Source organism: Microbacterium faecale, from assembly GCF_014640975.1.
Lineage (GTDB): Bacteria > Actinomycetota > Actinomycetes > Actinomycetales > Microbacteriaceae > Microbacterium > Microbacterium faecale.
In genome coordinates this window covers 447,532-465,205 of record NZ_BMHO01000001.1, presented here as the reverse complement: position 1 = coordinate 465,205, position 17,674 = coordinate 447,532, and the positions used below count along the sequence as shown (strand labels likewise).

The 17,674-nt window shown below is 69.8% G+C and carries 17 protein-coding genes; 14 read left to right on the top strand and 3 right to left on the bottom strand.

Going from position 1 to position 17,674, the window contains the following annotated elements; all coding sequences use genetic code 11:
• Positions 1–2: 2 nt before the first annotated feature.
• Genes IEW87_RS02100 through nucS form a run of 3 tightly spaced genes read right to left on the bottom strand, consistent with a single transcriptional unit; the run spans position 3 to position 2,677 of the window.
• Entirely contained in the window at positions 3–1,271 is a 1,269-nt protein-coding gene (locus IEW87_RS02100) for a hypothetical protein (RefSeq protein ID WP_188710662.1), read from the bottom strand.
• A gap of 1 nt (position 1,272) precedes the next feature.
• Complete coding sequence (locus tag IEW87_RS02095; RefSeq protein WP_188710661.1) at positions 1,273–1,941, bottom strand: HAD hydrolase-like protein; 669 nt, start codon at positions 1,939–1,941, stop codon at positions 1,273–1,275.
• Between the two features lie 40 nt (positions 1,942–1,981).
• Positions 1,982–2,677, bottom strand: a complete 696-nt coding sequence (gene nucS, locus IEW87_RS02090; protein WP_188710660.1) for an endonuclease NucS — start codon at positions 2,675–2,677, stop codon at positions 1,982–1,984.
• 159 nt (positions 2,678–2,836) lie between these two features.
• Between nucS and IEW87_RS02085 the strand changes: the two genes are divergently transcribed.
• The 14 genes from IEW87_RS02085 (at position 2,837) to IEW87_RS02020 (ending at position 17,668) form a co-directional block, all read left to right on the top strand.
• Positions 2,837–5,767 carry a Na+/H+ antiporter subunit A gene (locus tag IEW87_RS02085; protein ID WP_188710659.1) on the top strand — a complete coding sequence of 977 codons (2,931 nt, stop codon included), beginning with the start codon at positions 2,837–2,839 and terminating at the stop codon, positions 5,765–5,767.
• Positions 5,764–6,249: a Na(+)/H(+) antiporter subunit C gene (locus IEW87_RS02080; RefSeq protein ID WP_188710658.1), complete on the top strand. Its 486-nt coding sequence runs from the start codon at positions 5,764–5,766 to the stop codon at positions 6,247–6,249. Before IEW87_RS02085 ends, IEW87_RS02080 begins: the two co-directional genes overlap by 4 nt.
• On the top strand, positions 6,246–7,802 hold the full coding sequence (locus tag IEW87_RS02075; protein ID WP_188710657.1) for a Na+/H+ antiporter subunit D: 1,557 nt from the start codon (positions 6,246–6,248) through the stop codon (positions 7,800–7,802). The genes IEW87_RS02080 and IEW87_RS02075 overlap by 4 nt, the downstream gene beginning before the upstream one ends.
• Entirely contained in the window at positions 7,799–8,404 is a 606-nt protein-coding gene (locus tag IEW87_RS02070; protein WP_188710656.1) for a Na+/H+ antiporter subunit E, read from the top strand. Before IEW87_RS02075 ends, IEW87_RS02070 begins: the two co-directional genes overlap by 4 nt.
• Positions 8,401–8,688 carry an MrpF/PhaF family protein gene (locus tag IEW87_RS02065; RefSeq protein WP_188710655.1) on the top strand — a complete coding sequence of 96 codons (288 nt, stop codon included), beginning with the start codon at positions 8,401–8,403 and terminating at the stop codon, positions 8,686–8,688. Before IEW87_RS02070 ends, IEW87_RS02065 begins: the two co-directional genes overlap by 4 nt.
• Entirely contained in the window at positions 8,685–9,032 is a 348-nt protein-coding gene (mnhG, locus tag IEW87_RS02060; protein WP_188710654.1) for a monovalent cation/H(+) antiporter subunit G, read from the top strand. Before IEW87_RS02065 ends, mnhG begins: the two co-directional genes overlap by 4 nt.
• A 34-nt stretch (positions 9,033–9,066) precedes the next feature.
• A complete protein-coding gene (locus tag IEW87_RS02055) occupies positions 9,067–10,839 on the top strand; it encodes a DUF2207 family protein (protein ID WP_188710653.1) in 1,773 nt (590 codons plus the stop codon).
• Between the two features lie 70 nt (positions 10,840–10,909).
• The gene (locus tag IEW87_RS02050) at positions 10,910–11,740 is read left to right on the top strand and encodes a MurR/RpiR family transcriptional regulator (protein ID WP_229730852.1); all 831 of its coding nucleotides are present in this window, start codon (positions 10,910–10,912) and stop codon (positions 11,738–11,740) included.
• Positions 11,741–11,887: 147 nt separating this feature from the next.
• Entirely contained in the window at positions 11,888–12,559 is a 672-nt protein-coding gene (locus IEW87_RS02045) for a tyrosine-protein phosphatase (protein WP_229730850.1), read from the top strand.
• On the top strand, positions 12,556–13,341 hold the full coding sequence (locus IEW87_RS02040) for a metallophosphoesterase (protein WP_188710651.1): 786 nt from the start codon (positions 12,556–12,558) through the stop codon (positions 13,339–13,341). Before IEW87_RS02045 ends, IEW87_RS02040 begins: the two co-directional genes overlap by 4 nt.
• 28 nt (positions 13,342–13,369) lie before the next feature.
• A complete protein-coding gene (locus IEW87_RS02035) occupies positions 13,370–14,401 on the top strand; it encodes an ABC transporter substrate-binding protein (RefSeq protein ID WP_188710650.1) in 1,032 nt (343 codons plus the stop codon).
• Between the two features lie 5 nt (positions 14,402–14,406).
• Positions 14,407–16,074, top strand: coding sequence for an ABC transporter permease (locus IEW87_RS02030; protein WP_188710649.1), 1,668 nt, complete (start codon positions 14,407–14,409; stop codon positions 16,072–16,074).
• Between the two features lie 14 nt (positions 16,075–16,088).
• Complete coding sequence (locus IEW87_RS02025) at positions 16,089–17,138, top strand: ABC transporter ATP-binding protein (RefSeq protein WP_188710648.1); 1,050 nt, start codon at positions 16,089–16,091, stop codon at positions 17,136–17,138.
• Positions 17,135–17,668 carry a histidine phosphatase family protein gene (locus tag IEW87_RS02020; protein ID WP_188710647.1) on the top strand — a complete coding sequence of 178 codons (534 nt, stop codon included), beginning with the start codon at positions 17,135–17,137 and terminating at the stop codon, positions 17,666–17,668. Before IEW87_RS02025 ends, IEW87_RS02020 begins: the two co-directional genes overlap by 4 nt.
• Positions 17,669–17,674 lie beyond the last annotated feature (6 nt).

Below are 17,674 nucleotides of genomic sequence, written 5' to 3'. Positions count from 1 at the left end.
GATCAGTGGCGCCGCTTGCGGAAACGCGCGAGGACTGCGGCCTCCTCCGCGTCACGACGGGCGCGCCGTGACGCATCGAGTGCCTCGATCGGATCGTGCGACTGGCGCGCGAACGCGAGTTCGCGCCGCGCGCTGTCGAGACGCACCCGCGCATCGACCTCCGCGTCGAGAACGACCGCTTCCGCGCGAGCGAGTGCGCTGCGCGCCGCGTTGAGGGATCCGGGGAGCGCGCTGCGGGCGCCGCGCAGTCGCTGCTGCTGCGTGCGCATCTCCGCGAGGGCCTCGTCTAGCCGGTCGCGCAGGCGGGCGATGCGTTCGTTCGCCGTCACCGGCCGCCGTTCGGCGATCCGCGTGGCCTGCTCGAGCGCGACGCCCGCGACGCGGATCGCCTCGGCCAGCCGCGGTGCCCGTTCGGCGTCGAGCGTCTTCTGCGTTCCGATCGCCGCGCGGATCGCCGACTCGGCCGCCATCCGCTCGTCATCGACCGCGGCATGCGCGTGACGCACGAGACGGTGGGTCTCCTCGAGCAGGCGCGATGCCTGCTCGGCGCGGGTTAGGGCGTGGGCGCACGCGCGAAGTGACGCGCGCGGCTTCGCCGCCGGATCGGACGCCTGTTGCTCCGCCTCGGCAAGGAGCGCGCGGGCTTCGTCGATCGCCGTCCGGACCTCGTCATCGGCGTGCGCCGCGTCCTCCCATTCGCTCTCGTCGGCGATGCGTGCGAGCTCCGTGCGCAGCGCGGTCGGATCCCCCACCTGCGTGACGACGTCGTCGAACCGGCGTCGCATGGCGGCGACCTGCTCGGAGGCCGGGGCATGCTCGGCGATCCAGGTCTCGTTGTCGTCGCGGGCGCGTCGGATGATCGCGATGGCCTCGTCGATTCCGGTGATGAGGCGACGCGACTCCCGGCGACGGATGCGCGGGTGAACGTCGTCGGCCGCGATCTCGCTGTACGCGGCGAACGCATCATCGCGCGTGTGCTGCGCGGTGAGCCGTGCGCGCCGCAACGACGCCGGCGGGCGCCCGTCGTAGAGCGCGTGCGACATGTCGACCTCGTGCTGGAGGTCCTCGGTCGCATCGTCGAGCTCGACGAGGTGCGCACCGAGCGCGGCGATCGCTTCGGCGGCCTTGGCCTGTGCGCGCCGCCCGCGCATCGACTGCCGCACAATGAGCACGACGGCGATGATGACGACCGCCGCGATGCCGACGCCGATGAGCGCGGGGGCCGCCCAGTCGAGAAGGGCGGCCGTGTCGATCTCGGAGAGCTCGAACATGTCAGTCGGTGAGGATCAGGGCGCGCAGGTCGGCGGGCGTGTCGGCAGCAGCGATCGCCCCCTCTTCCTCCTCGCGCGAGCCGAAGCCCCAGCGCGCGAAGATGACCGGCACGCCGTGCTCGGCGGCACCCTCGACATCGTGGTGCCGATCGCCGATGAGCACGGGGCTGCTGACGTCGATGCCGCGCGCGCGCATGTCGGCGAGGGCCCGGCCGAGCACGTTCGCCTTGGTGTCGAGCGTCTCCGGGTCCGGAATCGCGCCGTGAACCGCCTCGAACAGGTCGGTGACGCCGAAGTGGGAGAAGATCGTCTCGACCTGATTCTCCGGCTTCGTGCTCGCCGTGGTCTGCGGGACCCCCGCGGCGTGCACATCGCGGATCACGTCGACGACGCCGTCGTACAGCCGCACCGACGCCGCATACCCCTGCTGGCCCGCGAGCTCGCGATAGCGGCGGACGGAACGCTTCGCGTCATCGAGCGAGAGACCGGCCAGATCCTGGAACGAATCGAGCATCGGCGGACCGATCCAGCGCTCGACCTGATCCGACGGTATCGGCGGGTGGCCGCCCTCGTCGAGCACCTGCGCAATACGGGGCAGAATGCCGCGAGACGCGTCTGCGATGGTTCCGTCGACATCCCACAGCACACAAGACCAGCGCGAACTCCCCATGCCCCCAGCCTACTGGGACGCCGCGGGGCTCCCCGTCTCGTCAGAACAGGGTGGGGATCCCCGAATTGATGCCCTTCATCGCCTCGTAGTCGAGGGTGACGCACTCGATGCCACGGTCCGTCGCGAGGGTGCGCGCCTGCGGCTTGATCTCCTGGGCCGCGAACACGCCGCGGATGCCCGTGAGCAGCGGATCCCGTCCCAGGAGATCCAGGTAGCGCGTCAGCTGCTCGACGCCGTCGATCTCGCCGCGGCGCTTCACCTCGACGGCGATCGCCTGACCATCGGCGTCGCGGATGAGGAGGTCGACCGGGCCGATAGCGGTCGGATGTTCGCGGCGAACGAGCGTGGCGCCCTCGCTGATGAGGTCCACCTGTTCGGCGAGCAGGCGTTGCAGGTCGCTCTCGACACCGTCCTTGATGAGGCCGGGATCCACGCCGAGGTCGTGCGTCGTGTCGTGGATGATCTCGTGGAGCCGCACCGTGAGCGCGTCGCCCGACTTCTGGTGCGTGACCTTCCACGCCTCGACGACGCCCGCCGATTCGAGTTCCTCGTCGATCGGGAGCTGATCGAGGCGGCACGGCGGGCTCATCCAGTTCAGCGGCTTGTAGCTGCCGCCATCCGAGTGGATCAGCAGGCTGCCGTCACCCTTGTGCATGAGCACGCGAGTGGCGAGCGGGAGATGGGCGTTGAGGCGTCCCGTGTAATCGACGGAACAGCGGGCGATGACGAGGCGCACCGTACGAGCCTAACCGTGTGGAGCACGGCCGCGTGCGGGAAATCTGCGACCGAATGTCATCCCGTGTGCGCCGCGGCGTTTCCGCCCGCCCTTAGAATTGACATAACCCCCACACCCGCCGTCGGTGCCCCTGTGTCCGACACGACGACGAGGAGACCGATGCTCGCGCTGCTCCTCGTGTTCGCCATCGCGTCGATTCTCTGCGTGCCGCTCGGGCGACTCATCGGTGGGCGCGTCTTCTACGTCGCGACGCTCGTGCCGCTGGCGGCCTTCGTCCACGCCGCGCTGCTCGGCCCTCGCGTCGTCGACGGCGACATTCCGTTCGAGACATACGAATGGATCCGCCCACTCGGCATCGAGATCTCGATGCGGATGGACACGCTCAGCTGGCTGATGACGCTCATCGTCACGGGCGTCGGCGCGCTCGTGGTGTTCTACTGCCGGAATTACTTCCGCGGGGCGAGCGACAGCACGGGGCGCTTCGCCGCCGTGATGACGGCGTTCGCCGGGGCGATGTACGGCCTCGTCCTCACGGACGACCTGATCATGCTCGTGATGTTCTGGGAGATCACGAGCATCCTGTCCTACCTGCTGATCGGCCACTCATTCGCCCGCGCCGCCGCCCGCCGCGCCGCACTCCAGGCGCTCCTGACGACGACTCTCGGCGGCCTTGTCATGTTCGTCGGCGCCGTCATCCTCGTCAGTGTCTCAGACACGACGAGTATCGCCGCGATCCTCGCGTCCCCGCCCACGGGCGCGCTCGTGGAAGCCGCCGTCATCTGCTTGCTGATCGGCGCGATCAGCAAGTCCGCCCTCTTCCCGTTCCACTTCTGGCTGCCGGGCGCCATGGCGGCGCCGACCCCCGTCAGCGCGTACCTCCACGCCGCGGCCATGGTGAAGGCGGGCATCTACCTGCTTGCCCGCTTCGCGCCGGCGTTCGCGGAAACGGCGCCGTGGCGGCCCATCGTCGTGGGGCTCGGCATCCTCACGATGCTCATCGGCGGACTGCAGGCCCTGCGCGAGAACGACCTCAAGCGACTGCTCGCCTTCGGCACGGTCAGCCAGCTCGGCTTTATCGCCTCGGTTGTCGGCTTCGGCACGCGCGATGCGGCGCTCGCCGGGGTGTCGCTGGTGCTCGCTCACGCGCTGTTTAAAGCCGCACTGTTCCTCGTCGTCGGAATCATCGACCGTCAGCTGTCGACGCGCGACATCGATCAGCTCAGCGGACTCGGCCGCCAGGCACCCGTGCTCGCAACCGTCGCGGTGATCTCGGCCGCCTCGATGGCCGGGATCCCGCCGCTCGCCGGATTCGTCGCGAAGGAAGCCGCGCTCACCTCGCTTCTCGAGGCGTGGCTCGACGGATCCGTCTGGGGTCTCGTCGCGTTGATCGGCATCGTCGTCGGATCCATGCTGACCGCGGCATACGCCGCGCGTTTCGTGTGGGGAGCGTTCGCGCGCAAGAAGGATGACGACGGGCGCGCCGTCGCCGACGTCGCGTGGCCCGGAGCGCCGATGGGCTTCGTCGCGAGCCCCCTCGCGCTCGCGGCGGCGACGGCGGCCGCCGGGGTCACCGCCAGCTGGTGGGGCGGGATTCTCGAAGGCTACGCCGACACGGTCGGCGACGGCAGCTACCACCTCGCGCTGTGGCACGGATGGGAACCGGCGCTCGGACTTTCAGCGGTCGCGCTCGCCGTCGGCGCTGCGATCTTCTGGCTCCTCCAGCGCACGAAGTGGCACCGCCGTCCGCGTCTGCTGCCCTTCCAGGCGAACGACGTCTACTACATCGTGACGCGCGCCGTCGATCGACTTGCCGTGCTCGTCACGCGCACGACTCAGAGCGGATCCCTGCCGATCTACGTCGGCACGATCTTCATCGTGCTCATCGCCGCCGAGGCGGCGACGCTGCTCACGGGCGAGGGATGGACCGTGCTCGTCGACACCTGGCAGCATCCGGTGCAGCCCGTCGCCGCCGTGCTGATGATCGTCGCGGGCATCGCGGGTGTGCGCGCGCAGAAGCGCTTCACGGGCGTCGTGCTGGTCTCGGTGACGGGGCTCGGCATGGTCGTGCTATTCGGCACGAGCGGCGCCCCCGACCTCGCGGTCACACAGGTGCTCATTGAGACGGTGATGCTCATCGCCTTCTCGCTCGTGCTGCGGCGGATCCCGTCGCGTCTCGGCAGTCACAACGGGTCGGGATCGCGCGTGCTCCGGGCCGTGATCGGTGCCGGCGTCGGCGTCACGATGGCGATCCTCGCGATCGTCGCGGCGGGCGCGCGGATCCATCCGCCCATCTCGGCCGACTGGAACGAGATGGCATACGAGATCGGCCACGGACAGAACGTCGTCAACGTCGCGCTCGTCGACCTGCGTGGGTGGGACACGATGGGCGAGCTGAGCGTCCTCGTCCTCGCGGCGACCGGCGTCGCGTCTCTCGTGTTCATCACCGCGCGCGGAGACCGGATCTCTGCGGTACGCGACACGATCCGCGAGCGACTCCCGTCCGGCGTCCGGCGCGCCGCACGCCGACGCCCGCTCGTCGAGACGACCGAGGGTCTGCGGTTCCAGACGAGCGAGACGCGGTACGGACAGCGGGCCTGGCTCGTTGGCGGGACGTCGATGGCCTCGGAGTCGCGCTCGATGATCCTCGAGGTCATCGTGCGGATCCTGTTCCACACGATCATCGTCATCTCCATCTTCCTGCTCTTCGCCGGCCACAACCTGCCGGGGGGCGGGTTCGCGGGCGGCCTCGTTGCCGGACTCGCCCTCGTCATGCGTTACGTCGCGGGAGGGCGCTACGAGCTCGGCATCGCGGCGCCCACCGACGCGGGCTACATGCTGGGCGCCGGCATGCTCATCGCCGTCGGCACGGCGGTCGCCCCGATGTTCTTCGGCGCAGAACCCCTCACGCGCGCCGTCTGGGAGGCCGACATCCCCGTGTTCGGACACATCGAGTTCGTGTCGTCGACGTTCTTCGACATCGGCGTCTACCTCGTCGTCGTCGGCCTCGTGCTCGACGTGCTGCGCTCGCTCGGCGCCGAGGTCGACCGCCAGATCACGGAAGGCATGGCCAAGGAGGGAGCGCGACTGTGAGCATCTCGGGCACCCTGGTCGTCGTGATGGCCGTGCTGTATGCGTGCGGCGTCTATTCGATGCTCGAGCGCAGCCTGACGCGCGTGCTGATCGGGTTCCTGCTCCTCGGCAACGCGACGAACCTGCTGCTGCTCATCTCGCTCGGCTTCCCCGGCGTTGCGCCGTTCGCCGGGTCTGAGAATACGAGCGATCCGTTGCCGCAGGCGCTCATGCTGACGGCGATCGTGATCACCTTCGCCGTCAGCGCGTTCCTCCTCGCGCTCATCTACCGTTCGTGGCAGCTCGGTGAGGCAGACACCGTGGTCGACGACGAGGAAGACATCGCACTGCGCGAGCGCGCCGTCGAGACGGAGGACGTGCTCGACGTCGAAGAAGAGGACGCCGAAGAAGAAGACGAGGAGACGACCGAGTTCGCTCCCGGGACCGCGAAGCCCGTCACGTCGTCGCACGACATCATTCGCGGGGACGAGGGCCGATCGTGAGCTTGCTCGTTCCGCTCTTCGTCATCCTGCCGCTCTTCGGCGCGGCCCTCACGCTGCTCCTGGGTCGTCGTAGCCGGGCGCAGGTGGCCGTGTCGGTCATCACGCTGTCGGCGACGTTCGTGCTCGCGCTGGTGATGCTGGTGGCGGTCGATCTCGGCACGCCCCTCGCCGTGTCGGTCGGTGGCTGGCCGCTGCCCTTCGGAATCGTCCTGTACGTCGACCGCCTCGCGGCACTGCTCGTGGCGGTGTCGAGCATCGTGCTCCTCGCGGTTCTGCTCTTCTCGGTCGGACAGGGCGCCGCTGACGGCGACGAGGACACGCCGGTGTCGATCTTCCACCCGTCCTACCTCATCCTCGCCGCGGGCATCTTCGACACCTTCATCGCGGGCGACCTGTTCAACCTCTACGTCGGCTTCGAGATGCTGCTCGTCGCGTCGTACGTGCTCATCACGCTCGGCTCCACCGAGTCGCGGATCCGCACCGGCACTGTCTACATCGTCGTCTCGCTCGTGTCGAGCATCATCTTCCTCTCGGCGATCGCCATGATCTACAGCGCCCTCGGCACGGTCAACATGGCCCAGATCGCCGAGCGCATGCAGGAGATCCCACCGGACGTGCAGATGGTGCTGCACATCATGCTGCTGCTCGGGTTCGCGATCAAGGCCGCCGTGTTCCCGCTGTCCTTCTGGCTGCCGGACTCGTACCCGACCGCGCCCGCGCCCGTCACGGCGGTGTTCGCAGGCCTGCTCACGAAGGTCGGCGTCTACGCGATCATCCGCACCGAGACGCAGCTGTTCGGGGTGAGCGACCTCAATCTGCCCCTCGCGATCGCCGCGGTCGCGACGATGATCGTGGGCATCCTCGGCGCGATCGCGCAGGCGGAGCTGAAACGGATCCTCTCGTTCACGCTCGTCAGTCACGTCGGCTACATGATCTTCGGCATCGCGATCGCGACGGAGGCCGCGGTCGGCGCGACGGTGTATTACATCATCCACCACATCGTGGTGCAGACGACGCTGTTCCTCGCGGTGGGGCTGATCGAGCGCTACGCGGGATCCACGTCGATCGTGCGCATCAAGGGTCTGCTCACGGCGTCGCCGCTCATCGCCGGGCTCTACTTCATCCCGGCGCTCAACCTCGGCGGCCTGCCGCCGTTCTCCGGCTTCATCGGCAAGGTGGCGCTGTTCGATGCAGCCGCCGACGTCGGCACCCCCATCATGTGGGTATCGATCGGGGCGGGCGTGGTGACCTCGCTCCTCACGCTCTACGCACTCATGCGCGCGTGGAACCTCGCGTTCTGGCGCGTGAAGGAGGAGACCGCGGAGACCGTCGACCGCTTCGGCCACCTCACCGATGCGCCGGCGGCCGACCACCAGACCCGGCGCCGTGAGATTCCTCGCGTCATGTCGGGCGCCACGATCGGCATGGTCGTCGCGAGCCTCGCCCTGACCGTGTTCGCGGGGCCGATCTACGATGTGTGTCAGCGCGTCGGCGACGCGCTGCTCGAACCCATCTCGCTTGTTCAGCTCGTCGACGTGGAGCAGGACTCATGAGCCCGCGCGAATCGTTCCACCACCTGTGGACGCAGCTGCCGTTCTTCGTATGGCTCGTCGTGCTCTGGATGCTCCTGTGGGGCCAATTCACGGTGCTCGCCCTCGTCACAGGGATCGCCGTCGCGGTCTTCGTCACGAACGCCTTCCGGCTGCCTGCGGCCGAGCTGTCGGGCCGCGTGAACCTGTGGTGGCTGGTCGTCGCGCTCCTCCAGTTCGTTCTCGAGCTGATCTCGGGGGCACTGCAGGTCGCGTGGCAGGCGATCACACCCGGTGTGCCGACCTCCGCGATCGTGCGCGTACCCCTGCGCATCGATGACGACCTCATCATGACGCACGTGGGCGTCGCGCTCTCGCTCGTTCCCGGTAGTACGGTCATCGAATCCGATCGCCGCAACCGCGTGCTGTTCCTCCACGTGATCGGGGTGACCTCAGCGCGCGGGCTCGTTGGGATCCGCGAGGGCGCGCTGCGCTGGGAAGCGCGGATCGTGCGTGCCGTCGGATCGCGCTCTGCCCTCGAGACCGTCCGAGCGGGAGGCGAGACGTTCGTCGAGCGCCGGATACGGGTCGGGGCCGAGCGCCCGCGCGGAGGTGGCGCGTCATGACCGAGACGATCCTCATCACCGCGATCGGCACGGTGTTCGCCGTCGCCGCGATCCTCGCGATCATCCGAATGATCAAGGGCCCGTCGATCCTCGACCGCGCCGTGGCGAGCGATGTGCTGCTCACGGAGGTGCTCTGCATCATGGGCGCGGAGGCCGTCATCAATCAGCACACCTATACGCTGCCGGCAATGCTCGTCATCGCCGGCACCGGCGTGCTCGGCACGATCGCCGTCGCGCGCTTCGTCGCGCGCCGCGACCGCGCCCAGGAGAGGGGGGAGCGATGATCCTCGACATCGTCGCGCTCGTGCTCGTGCTCCTCGGCGCGATCCTCTGTCTCACGGCGTCGATCGGCCTGCTGCGGTTCCCGGATGTCGTCACGCGCCTCCACGCCGCCACGAAGCCCCAGGTGCTGGGGATGCTCATCATCGCGATCGCGGTGGCCGTGGGCCTGCGCTCGTGGGCGGCGCTCGCCTTCATCGTCCCGATCATCGTCATCCAGATGGCGTCGGCCCCGCTCGCCGCACATATGGTTGGACGACAGGCATACCGCAACCGCAGCGTCGACGACGACTCGATGATCATCGACGAGCTCGCCGACGACATCGACGTGATGCGCGACTCCGGATGACATGATGCGGCGGTCACGCGCATAGGGTGAATTCATGCGTCGAATCGCAAGAATCCTCTCTGGAGTCGGCCTCTCGGCACTCATCGCGCTCGTGGCGGCAGCGCCCGCGGCCGCGGACGTCGACGATTTCACCTTCTCGAGCCTGGACGTCGTCTACGAGCTGTCGCAGAACGAGGACGGTGCCGCGGTCGCGACCGTGACCGAGACGTTCGTCGCGCAGTTCCCGGAGCACGATCAGAACCGGGGCATGCGACGGGCGATCCTGACGTCGTCGTTCGGTCAGCCGCTCAAGCCCGACCTCGTGTCCGTCACCGATGAGACGGGAACGCCGCGACCGGCCTCGACCGAGACGGAGGACGGGTACTACTCGATCACCTCCGACGCGGGAGAGTACGTGCACGGCCCGCAGACGTACGTCTTCACGTACACGCTCGAGAACGTCGCGAGCACGATGGACAACGGGCTCGACGAGTTCTACTGGGACGTCAACGGCGAAGAGTGGGCGCAGGCCTTCGACCGCATCACCGCCGAGGTTCGCGTCGACCCGACGCTCGAGGGAGCCCTGACCGACGACGCGGCGTGCTACGCCGGCGCAGCCGGTGCGACCGACCAGTGCAGCATCCTCCGCTCGCAGGATCCGGAGGGACGCACCGTCTACACCGCGGAGGCAACCGGGATCGGTCCCTACGGCGTGATGACGGTCGGCATCGGGTTCGAACGCGACACCTTCACGGAGTTCGACGCCTCGCCGTTCGCGTCGGGATGGGCGATCGCGCAGATGGGCTTCGCGGTACTCGGCGTCGGCGTGCTCGTGTGGGCGAGCATCATGCGCTCCCGCCACCTGCGGGACTCGCCGGGACGACCGACGATCATCCCCGAGTTCGGCCCGCCTCGTGGCTGGGACGCCATCCGGTCGGCCGTGCTGCTGGGCAAGAAGGCGCAGGCGATCCCCGCGGAGATCCTCGAGCAGGCGGTCGCCGGATCAGTGCGCATCGTCGAGGGAGAGAAGCGCAGCTTCCTGATGGGCGGCACTCAGTTCTATGCCCAGCTGCTGGATCCGGGCCGGGCCGACCAGAACGGCCGAGCGGTGCTCACGGGTCTGTTCCCGCAGCTGCAGCCCGGCGCCACCTTCACATTCGGACGGACCAATAACCGCTTTGCGAAGGTCGCTCAGGCGGTGATCTCCACCGCCGCGCGCAACATCAAGCCCTGGTACCGCAAGCCGCCGTCGGGCGCGGTCGCCTGGCCGATCCTCGCGGGCGCTGTTGTCGGAGCCGGCGCGGTCATCTTCGGCATCATCGCGCTCGTGACGCACGTGCACCCCGCCCTGCCGACCATCCTCCTCTTCTTCGGGATTCTGACGTTCATCGTCACGACCATCCTCCTCGTGCGCACCCCGCTCAGCCCGGAGGGTGCCGAGGTACGCGACCACCTGCGCGGGCTGCAGATGTTCATGAACTGGGCGGAGGCTGACCGGATCCGCATGCTGCAGTCGCCCGAGGGCGCCGAGCGCCGGCCGATCGACCCGTCCGACAACCGCCAGGTGCTGCACCTCTATGAAGACCTGCTGCCATTCGCCGTGATCTTCGGCATCGAGGAACGCTGGGCGAAGGACCTCGCCGTGCGCTATGGAGACACGTCGCCCGACTGGTACCACGGGGTCGGGGCCTTCAGCGCCGCGTCGTTCTCGAGCAGTATGTCGTCGCTTTCGACGAGCACCTCCAGTTCATCGAGCTCGTCCGGCGGATCCTCGGGAGGCGGCTCTGCGGGAGGCGGCGGCGGTGGTGGCGGCGGTGGCGGCGTCTGACCCGGCCGCGTCTCTGCCCCCGCGCGTCGGCGTTCTCCTCGCTCCGATACAGTGATCCGATGCTGACGGGATGGGGACGATGACGGCGCGGCCCGAGATCAGCGTGCTCTCGCGGATCCGGTCCGCATCGGGCTCCCTCGGCCCCAGCGAGCGACGCGTGTCGGCGATCGTTCTCGAGCGTCCGGAGCACGTGACGGGCTGGTCGACCGCCGAGCTCGCCGAGGCGGCCGGCACGTCGACGGCGACCGTCATTCGCGCCTGCCAGAGCCTCGGCTTCCGTGGCTTTCAGCACCTTCGTCTGGAGCTCGCGCGGTCCGCTCCGATGGCCGAACGTGACGCGGACGACGCGGCGGGAACGTTCGATGACGCAGTCGACGCGATCCGCCTGGCGCAGGAGAGCGTCGACCTCGCGCGCGTCGACGCGCTCTGCGACCGGATCCGTGCGGCCGGCCGCATCGTGCTTGTCGGCAACGGCTTCTCGGGGCCTCCCATGCAGGACTTCGCGATGCGGCTGAGTACCCTGGGCCGATCGGTCGAGGCGCCCGTGGATCCGCTCGCGCAGCAGTTCGCAGCACACACGCTCGGCGCGAATGACCTGTGCCTCGCCCTCAGCTACTCGGGCGCGAACGTGCAGTCCCTCCGTGCGTGCACGGCGGCCGCCGATCGCGGGGCGCAGGTGTCGCTCATTACGAGCTATGCGCGCTCGCCGCTCGGCCGCATCGCCGACGTCGTGGTGACAACGGGCCCGGTCGGGGAACGCCACGACATCGATCCGTTCTTCGCGCGCCTCGGCCACACGATCGTGCTGCACACGCTCGTCTCCGCGCTCGCCGCGAACGTCGATGCGCCCGAAGTGGCCGAGATGCGCCACGTCATCGCCGACGCCCTCGCCGACGACTGATCGCGGGCCGGTCACCGACCGGGCCAGCGCTGTTCATCGCCACGTCGACCGCCAGACACCCGCGCGTCACCTCGCCCCGTCACACTCGGGACGTAATCACGTTTCATGTCTCATGAAACACGCGTAACGCGAGGGGATCCGAATCGGATGAATGCGATCGACGTCGGCGGCCTCTTCAACGTGCGCGCGAGCGGCATCGACGCGCCGTGGTTGCTGCGGTCCGGCGCCGTGGACGACCTCACGCCCACCGGCGTCGAGCGCCTGCGCAAGCTCGGCGTCTCCGTCATCGTCGACCTTCGCGAACCGCAGGAGGCGATCCGTGCCGCGCACGGCATCCGTGTCGCATCCGTGCCGATCTACGACGCCGAACCGCCCCGCATCGGCCGCCTCGAGGACATCTACGCGGCGCTGATTCGGGATCGCGGGCATGCTCTCGCGCGCGCCGTCGCCGAGATCGCCGACGCCGAGCGCGCGGCGCTCGTGCACTGCACCGCGGGAAAGGACCGCACCGGCCTCGTCGTGGCGCTCGCGCTGCTTGCGGCCGGCGCCGACCCGGCTGATGTCGTGGCGGACTACGCGCTTTCGGGCCGCGACGTGCGCCCCGTGCGTGAGCACGTCGCACGTGAGATCGCCGCGGCAGCACCGGCCGAACTGCGCCAAGAGACCCTGCGGCTGCATCTCGACAGCCCTCCGGACGCCATGCGACAGCTGCTCCACCACGTTGCTGAGCTGGGCGGCGCGGCCGCGTACCTGCGCGCCCACGGGCTCACCGACGATCAGCTCGATGCGCTCCGGACCAAGCATGGATCCGCGGGATGAGCCGCGAGACCGGGCGACTGACGATCCTGCACGTCAGCGACGTGCACGTGACGCGATCCGGTCGCCTGTACGGCAGCGTCGACGGAGCCGCACGGCTCTGCGCGGCGGCCGACTGGGTGCGCCAGACAGGCGTGACCCCGGAAGCGGTCGTCGTGACGGGCGACCTCGTCGAGCGCGGCAATGGCGACGCCTACGCGATCGTGCAGGACGCGCTCGACGAGCTGGAGCGCGCCGCGGGTGTCCCCGTCCTCACCGTCCTCGGCAACCACGATGACCCCGAGGCCGCACGCATGCTCCGCGGACACGGCAGCGGCCACGCGCGCGTCGTCCTCGTCGATGACCTGAGGTTCCTCCTACTCGACTCCTCGCGGGGAGACCTCGGCGAGGAACAGATCGCGTGGGTGCGCCGCGCGCTGCGCGAGCCGCATGGATCCGGGACGGTCGTCGCCCTGCACCACCCTCCCGTCGCGTCCCCGATGCCGACGCTCGCTCGCGCAGGCCTGCGCGACGCCGACGCGCTGCTCGACGCGCTTGACGGATCCGACGTGCGCGCCGTGCTTGCTGGGCACTTCCATCACCCGATGTCCGCGACTTTGCGCGGGATCCCGGTCTCCGTGGGGCCGTCGCTGGCCTACCACCAGGTGATGGATGCCGGCCCGGACCGCGTGAGCGGCCACGACTCGGCGATGTTCTCGCTCGTTCATCTGCTCGCCGGCGGCGTCGCCGCGACGAGCGTGAGTCTGAGATCGCCCGACCCCCTGTTCACCTCGCAGATCGCCTGACCCCGACCCGATGGAACGGAACTGACACATGCACACCTCCCGCACCACCCTCGCGCTCGCCGCCCTCGGCGCCGCTGCCGTCACACTCGCTGGATGCGCCGGCACGAGCGGAGACACCGAATCCGCCTCGTCCGACGCGGCGAGCGAGACGACGACCCTCACCGTCTACACGTCCGAGCCGCAGGAGAAGATCGACGAGATCGTTGCGGCGTTCGGCGAGGACCACCCGAACGTCGACGTGGAGGTCTTCCGCGCCGGCACCGGCGACCTCACCACACGCGTCGCCACCGAGCGCACCGCCGGCGAGATCCAGGCCGACGTCTTCCTCGCCGCCGACGCCGCGACGTTCGAGGACTACGCCGCTGAGGGGCTCCTTGTCGAGTACACGCCCGCAGACGCGGACGCGCTCCTGACCGATGTCGTCGACCCCGAGGGCTACTACGTCGGCACCCGCATCATTCCCACCGTCATCGCCTACAACACGAGCGTCATCGACGCGCCCCCGGAGTCGTGGCAGGAGCTCGCGGATCCGGCGTACGCCGACCAGCTCGTCATGCCGAACCCGGACGTGTCGGGTGCGGCCGCGTACAACGCCGCCGTCTGGAGCACCACGCCGGAGCTCGGCGACGAGTGGCTCGCCGCGCTCGCTGAGAACAACCCCGTGATCGCCGACAGCAACGGCCCCACGTCGCAGGCGATCGCGACCGGTGCTCAGCCGGTGGGTGTGGTCGTGGACTACCTCGTGCGCGAGCTCGCGGCGCAGGGGTCGCCGATCGACGTGTCGTACCCGAGCGAGGGCGTGCCGTACGTCTCGCAGCCGGCGGGGATCTTCGCCGACACCGATAACGAAGAGGCGGCCAAGGCCTTCGTGGACTTCCTCGTCAGTGAGCGCGGTCAGCAGCTCGCCGTCGAGCAGTCGTACCTGCCGGTGCGCTCTGACGTGGGCACCCCCGAGGGCGCGCCGACGATGGATGAGATCGCGATCCTGTCGCCCGACCTCGAGACGGTGCAGAACGCGCAGGACGCCGCGGTCGAGACGTTCCGCGACCTGTTCCTCTGAATCGCATGACGACCCTCGCGCCGCGCACCGCGGATCCGGCCTCGAACCGGGTCCGCGGTGCGCGGCGGCGCGTCGACGGCGTCGGCGCCCTCACCGGGGTGCTGTGGGCGGCATGCGCCGTCTTCGTCGCGCTTCCCATCGCCGCCCTCATCGTCCTCGCGGGCGACGGCCGGCGGATCCACACCCTCCTGCAGGGCGACGTTCTCGAGGCGGCGCTCAACAGCGTCGTCTCCGCCACGGCATCCGCGTTCTTCGCCGTCGTGCTCGGCACGACGTTCGCGCTGCTCCTCGACCGCACTGACCTGCCCGGCCGCGGCGGGCTCCGGCTGCTCGCACTCACTCCGCTGCTGATGCCGCCATTCGTCGGCGCGATCGCGTGGCTCGGGATCGCGGGGCCGACGAGCCCGGTCAACCTCTGGTGGCGCGAAGCGTTCGGCGCGCCGCTGTGGTCGATCTATGGTGCCGACGGCGTGATCCTGCTGCTCACCGTCCACAGCTACCCGATCGTCATGCTTGTCGTCTCGGCGGCGCTCCGGCGCATTCCTTCGGATCTCGAGCACGCGGCGCGCATCAGCGGGGCCGGTCCACTGCGCACCGTCGTCGCGGTGACACTGCCGCTGCTGCGCCCGGCGCTGCTGTCGTCGTTCATCCTCGTGGCGGTCGGCAACCTCGCCGACTTCGGCATCCCGTCGATCATCGGGCTTCCCGAGCGGTACGTGACGCTCGCCACGCTCGTCTACCGATATCTGCAATCCGGCACGGTCGAGGATCCGCTCGGGATCGTCGCGACGATCGGCGTCGTCGTGCTGTTGGTTGCGCTCGCCGGACTCGTCGTCGACGCGGTCGTCGGCCGCGGCGGGCATGAACTCGACACGTCGGCCGTGGTGGTCGAACGGATCTCGTTGGGTCGCGCGCGAACCTCCCTGGGCGCCGCGATGTGGATCCTCGTCTTGCTGATCACCGTACTGCCGCTCGTCGCGCTGCTGACACAGACGCTGCTGCGCGCACCGGGCGTCCCGCTCGCGTGGGAGAACCTCACGCTCGACCACCTCATCACGGCGCTGGGATCGCAGACGGCGCTCACCGGCGCCGCGAACTCGCTCATGCTCGCCGGCCTCGCGGCTGTCGTGTGCGGCGTGCTCGGGCTTGGGATCGGCGTCGTCACCGCGCGGACGACGGGGCGCGCGCGGCGCGGCCTCGCGGCGACGGCGACGCTGCCGCAGGCGATTCCCGGCATCGTCATCGCGGTCGCGTGGCTGATCCTCGCGCCGCGACTCGGGCTGTTCAATACCCCCTGGCTGATTCTCGCCGCCTACATCACCTCGTTCCTCGCGCTCGTCGTGCAGTCGGTCGCCGCCCCGCTTTCGGCGACCCCGTCGAGCGCCGAGGAGGCCGCGCGGGTCGCGGGGGCGAGCCGGCTCCGCGCGCTCATCGACATCTCGTGCCGCATGGCGCTTCCCGCGGCGCTGTCGGGTGCGGTGCTCGTGGCCGTGACCGCGGTGCGCGAACTGACGCTCTCGGTTCTGCTGCTGTCGCCGGGCAGCCAGACGCTCGGCGTCGCCATCTTCAACTTCCAGCAGGCGGGGGCGTTCAGCACCGCGTCCGCCTGGTCGCTCATCGTCGCGGTCGTCGGCATCGGCTTCATCGGGCTCGCGACCCGCCGACAGGCCTGAAAGGGATCCGTTTCATGTCATCCGTCACCCTCGAGAACGTCTTCGTCCGGTTCCGCGGCGGCGCCGTCGGCCTCGACGCCGTGGACCTCGCCGTTGCGGACGGTGAGTTCCTTGCGCTCGTCGGTCCCTCCGGATCCGGAAAGACGACCCTGCTGCGCAGCATCGCGGGGTTCATGGCGCCGACCAGCGGCCGCGTGCTCATCGGCGATCGCGTCGTCGCCGAGGGGGCGCGCGTCGACCCACCTGAGGCGCGGGGTTTGGGCATGGTCTTCCAGCAGCACGCCGTGTGGCCGCACTGGAACGCGGGCCGCAACGTCGAGTATCCGCTGCGTCGCGCCGGCGTCCCGCGCGCGGAGCGGCGCCGTCGTGTCGCCGAGACGCTCGAACTCGTCGGGCTGGCGGGCTACGAAGATCGCAACCCCGCGACGCTGTCGGGCGGCCAGCGACAGCGGATCGCCCTCGCGCGCGCCCTCGTGTCGCGTCCGCGTGTGCTGCTGCTCGACGAAGCGCTGTCGGCGCTCGACGAGCCGTTGCGCGACCGGCTCCGCCTCGAGCTGCGTACGCTCACTCGCCAGCTGGGGCTCACCGTGATCCATGTCACCCACGACCGCGCGGAGGCGCTCGCGCTCGCCGACCGCGTCGCCGTGCTCGAGGCGGGGCGCGTGCGCCAGATCGACACCCCGGCGCGGCTGCTCGAGGATCCCGTCGACGCGTTCGTCGCCCGGTTCCTCTCGGACGCGACGCTCCTCGACGGGGCCGTCACGGCGGGACGCTTCCGGGCGACGGACCATGCGCTCGAAGCCGCGTGCGACGGCGCGCCCGATGGTCCGGCTCAGGCGGCCATCGTTCCCGACGCGGTACGCGTGAGGCACGACATCGCCGGAGACGCGCGCGTGCGCTCGGCGCTTTTCGCGCCCACCGGCAGCGACCTGATCGTCGAGTGGCGGGGCGTGCCGATGCGGGCGCGATCCGCGGAGCGCTTCCAGGTGGGCGACACCGTGGCGGTGTCCATCGACGCCGCGCGCGTGTTCCCGGTGGGCCGTCGCGCGGCGGTGGTCGCGTGACTCTCGCGCTCGTGCGTCACGGCCGCACCGCATGGAATCATCAGCGACGGATGCAGGGTCGCAGCGACATCCCTCTCGACGATCACGGTCGCGCACAGGCGGACGCCGCCGGACGTGCCCTTGCGGTGGCCGTGTGGGACGGGGTCGTCAGCTCACCGTTCGCGCGCGCACGGCAGACCGCGGCGATCGTCGCCGCTCATCTTCCGAATCTGAGCCACGACGTCGACGCGCGACTTGGCGAGCGCGATTACGGAGAGGCGGAGGGGCTCGCTGTCGCGGAGGCGTACGAGCGCTGGCCGAGCCACGATTTCCCGGGCTCCGAACCGATCGAGGAGGTCGCGCGGCGCGGCGCGGAGGCGATTCGCGACCTCGCGGACGAGGGGCGCAACGCGGTTGTCGTCGCGCACGGCACGCTGCTGCGCCTCGCGATCGGCGAGTTGACGGGCACCGAGTGCCCCCGGATTCTCAACGGCGAGACGCTGCTGCTCGATCGCATCGGCGACGGCTTCCGCGCCCGCCGTCTCGCCTGACGCCGC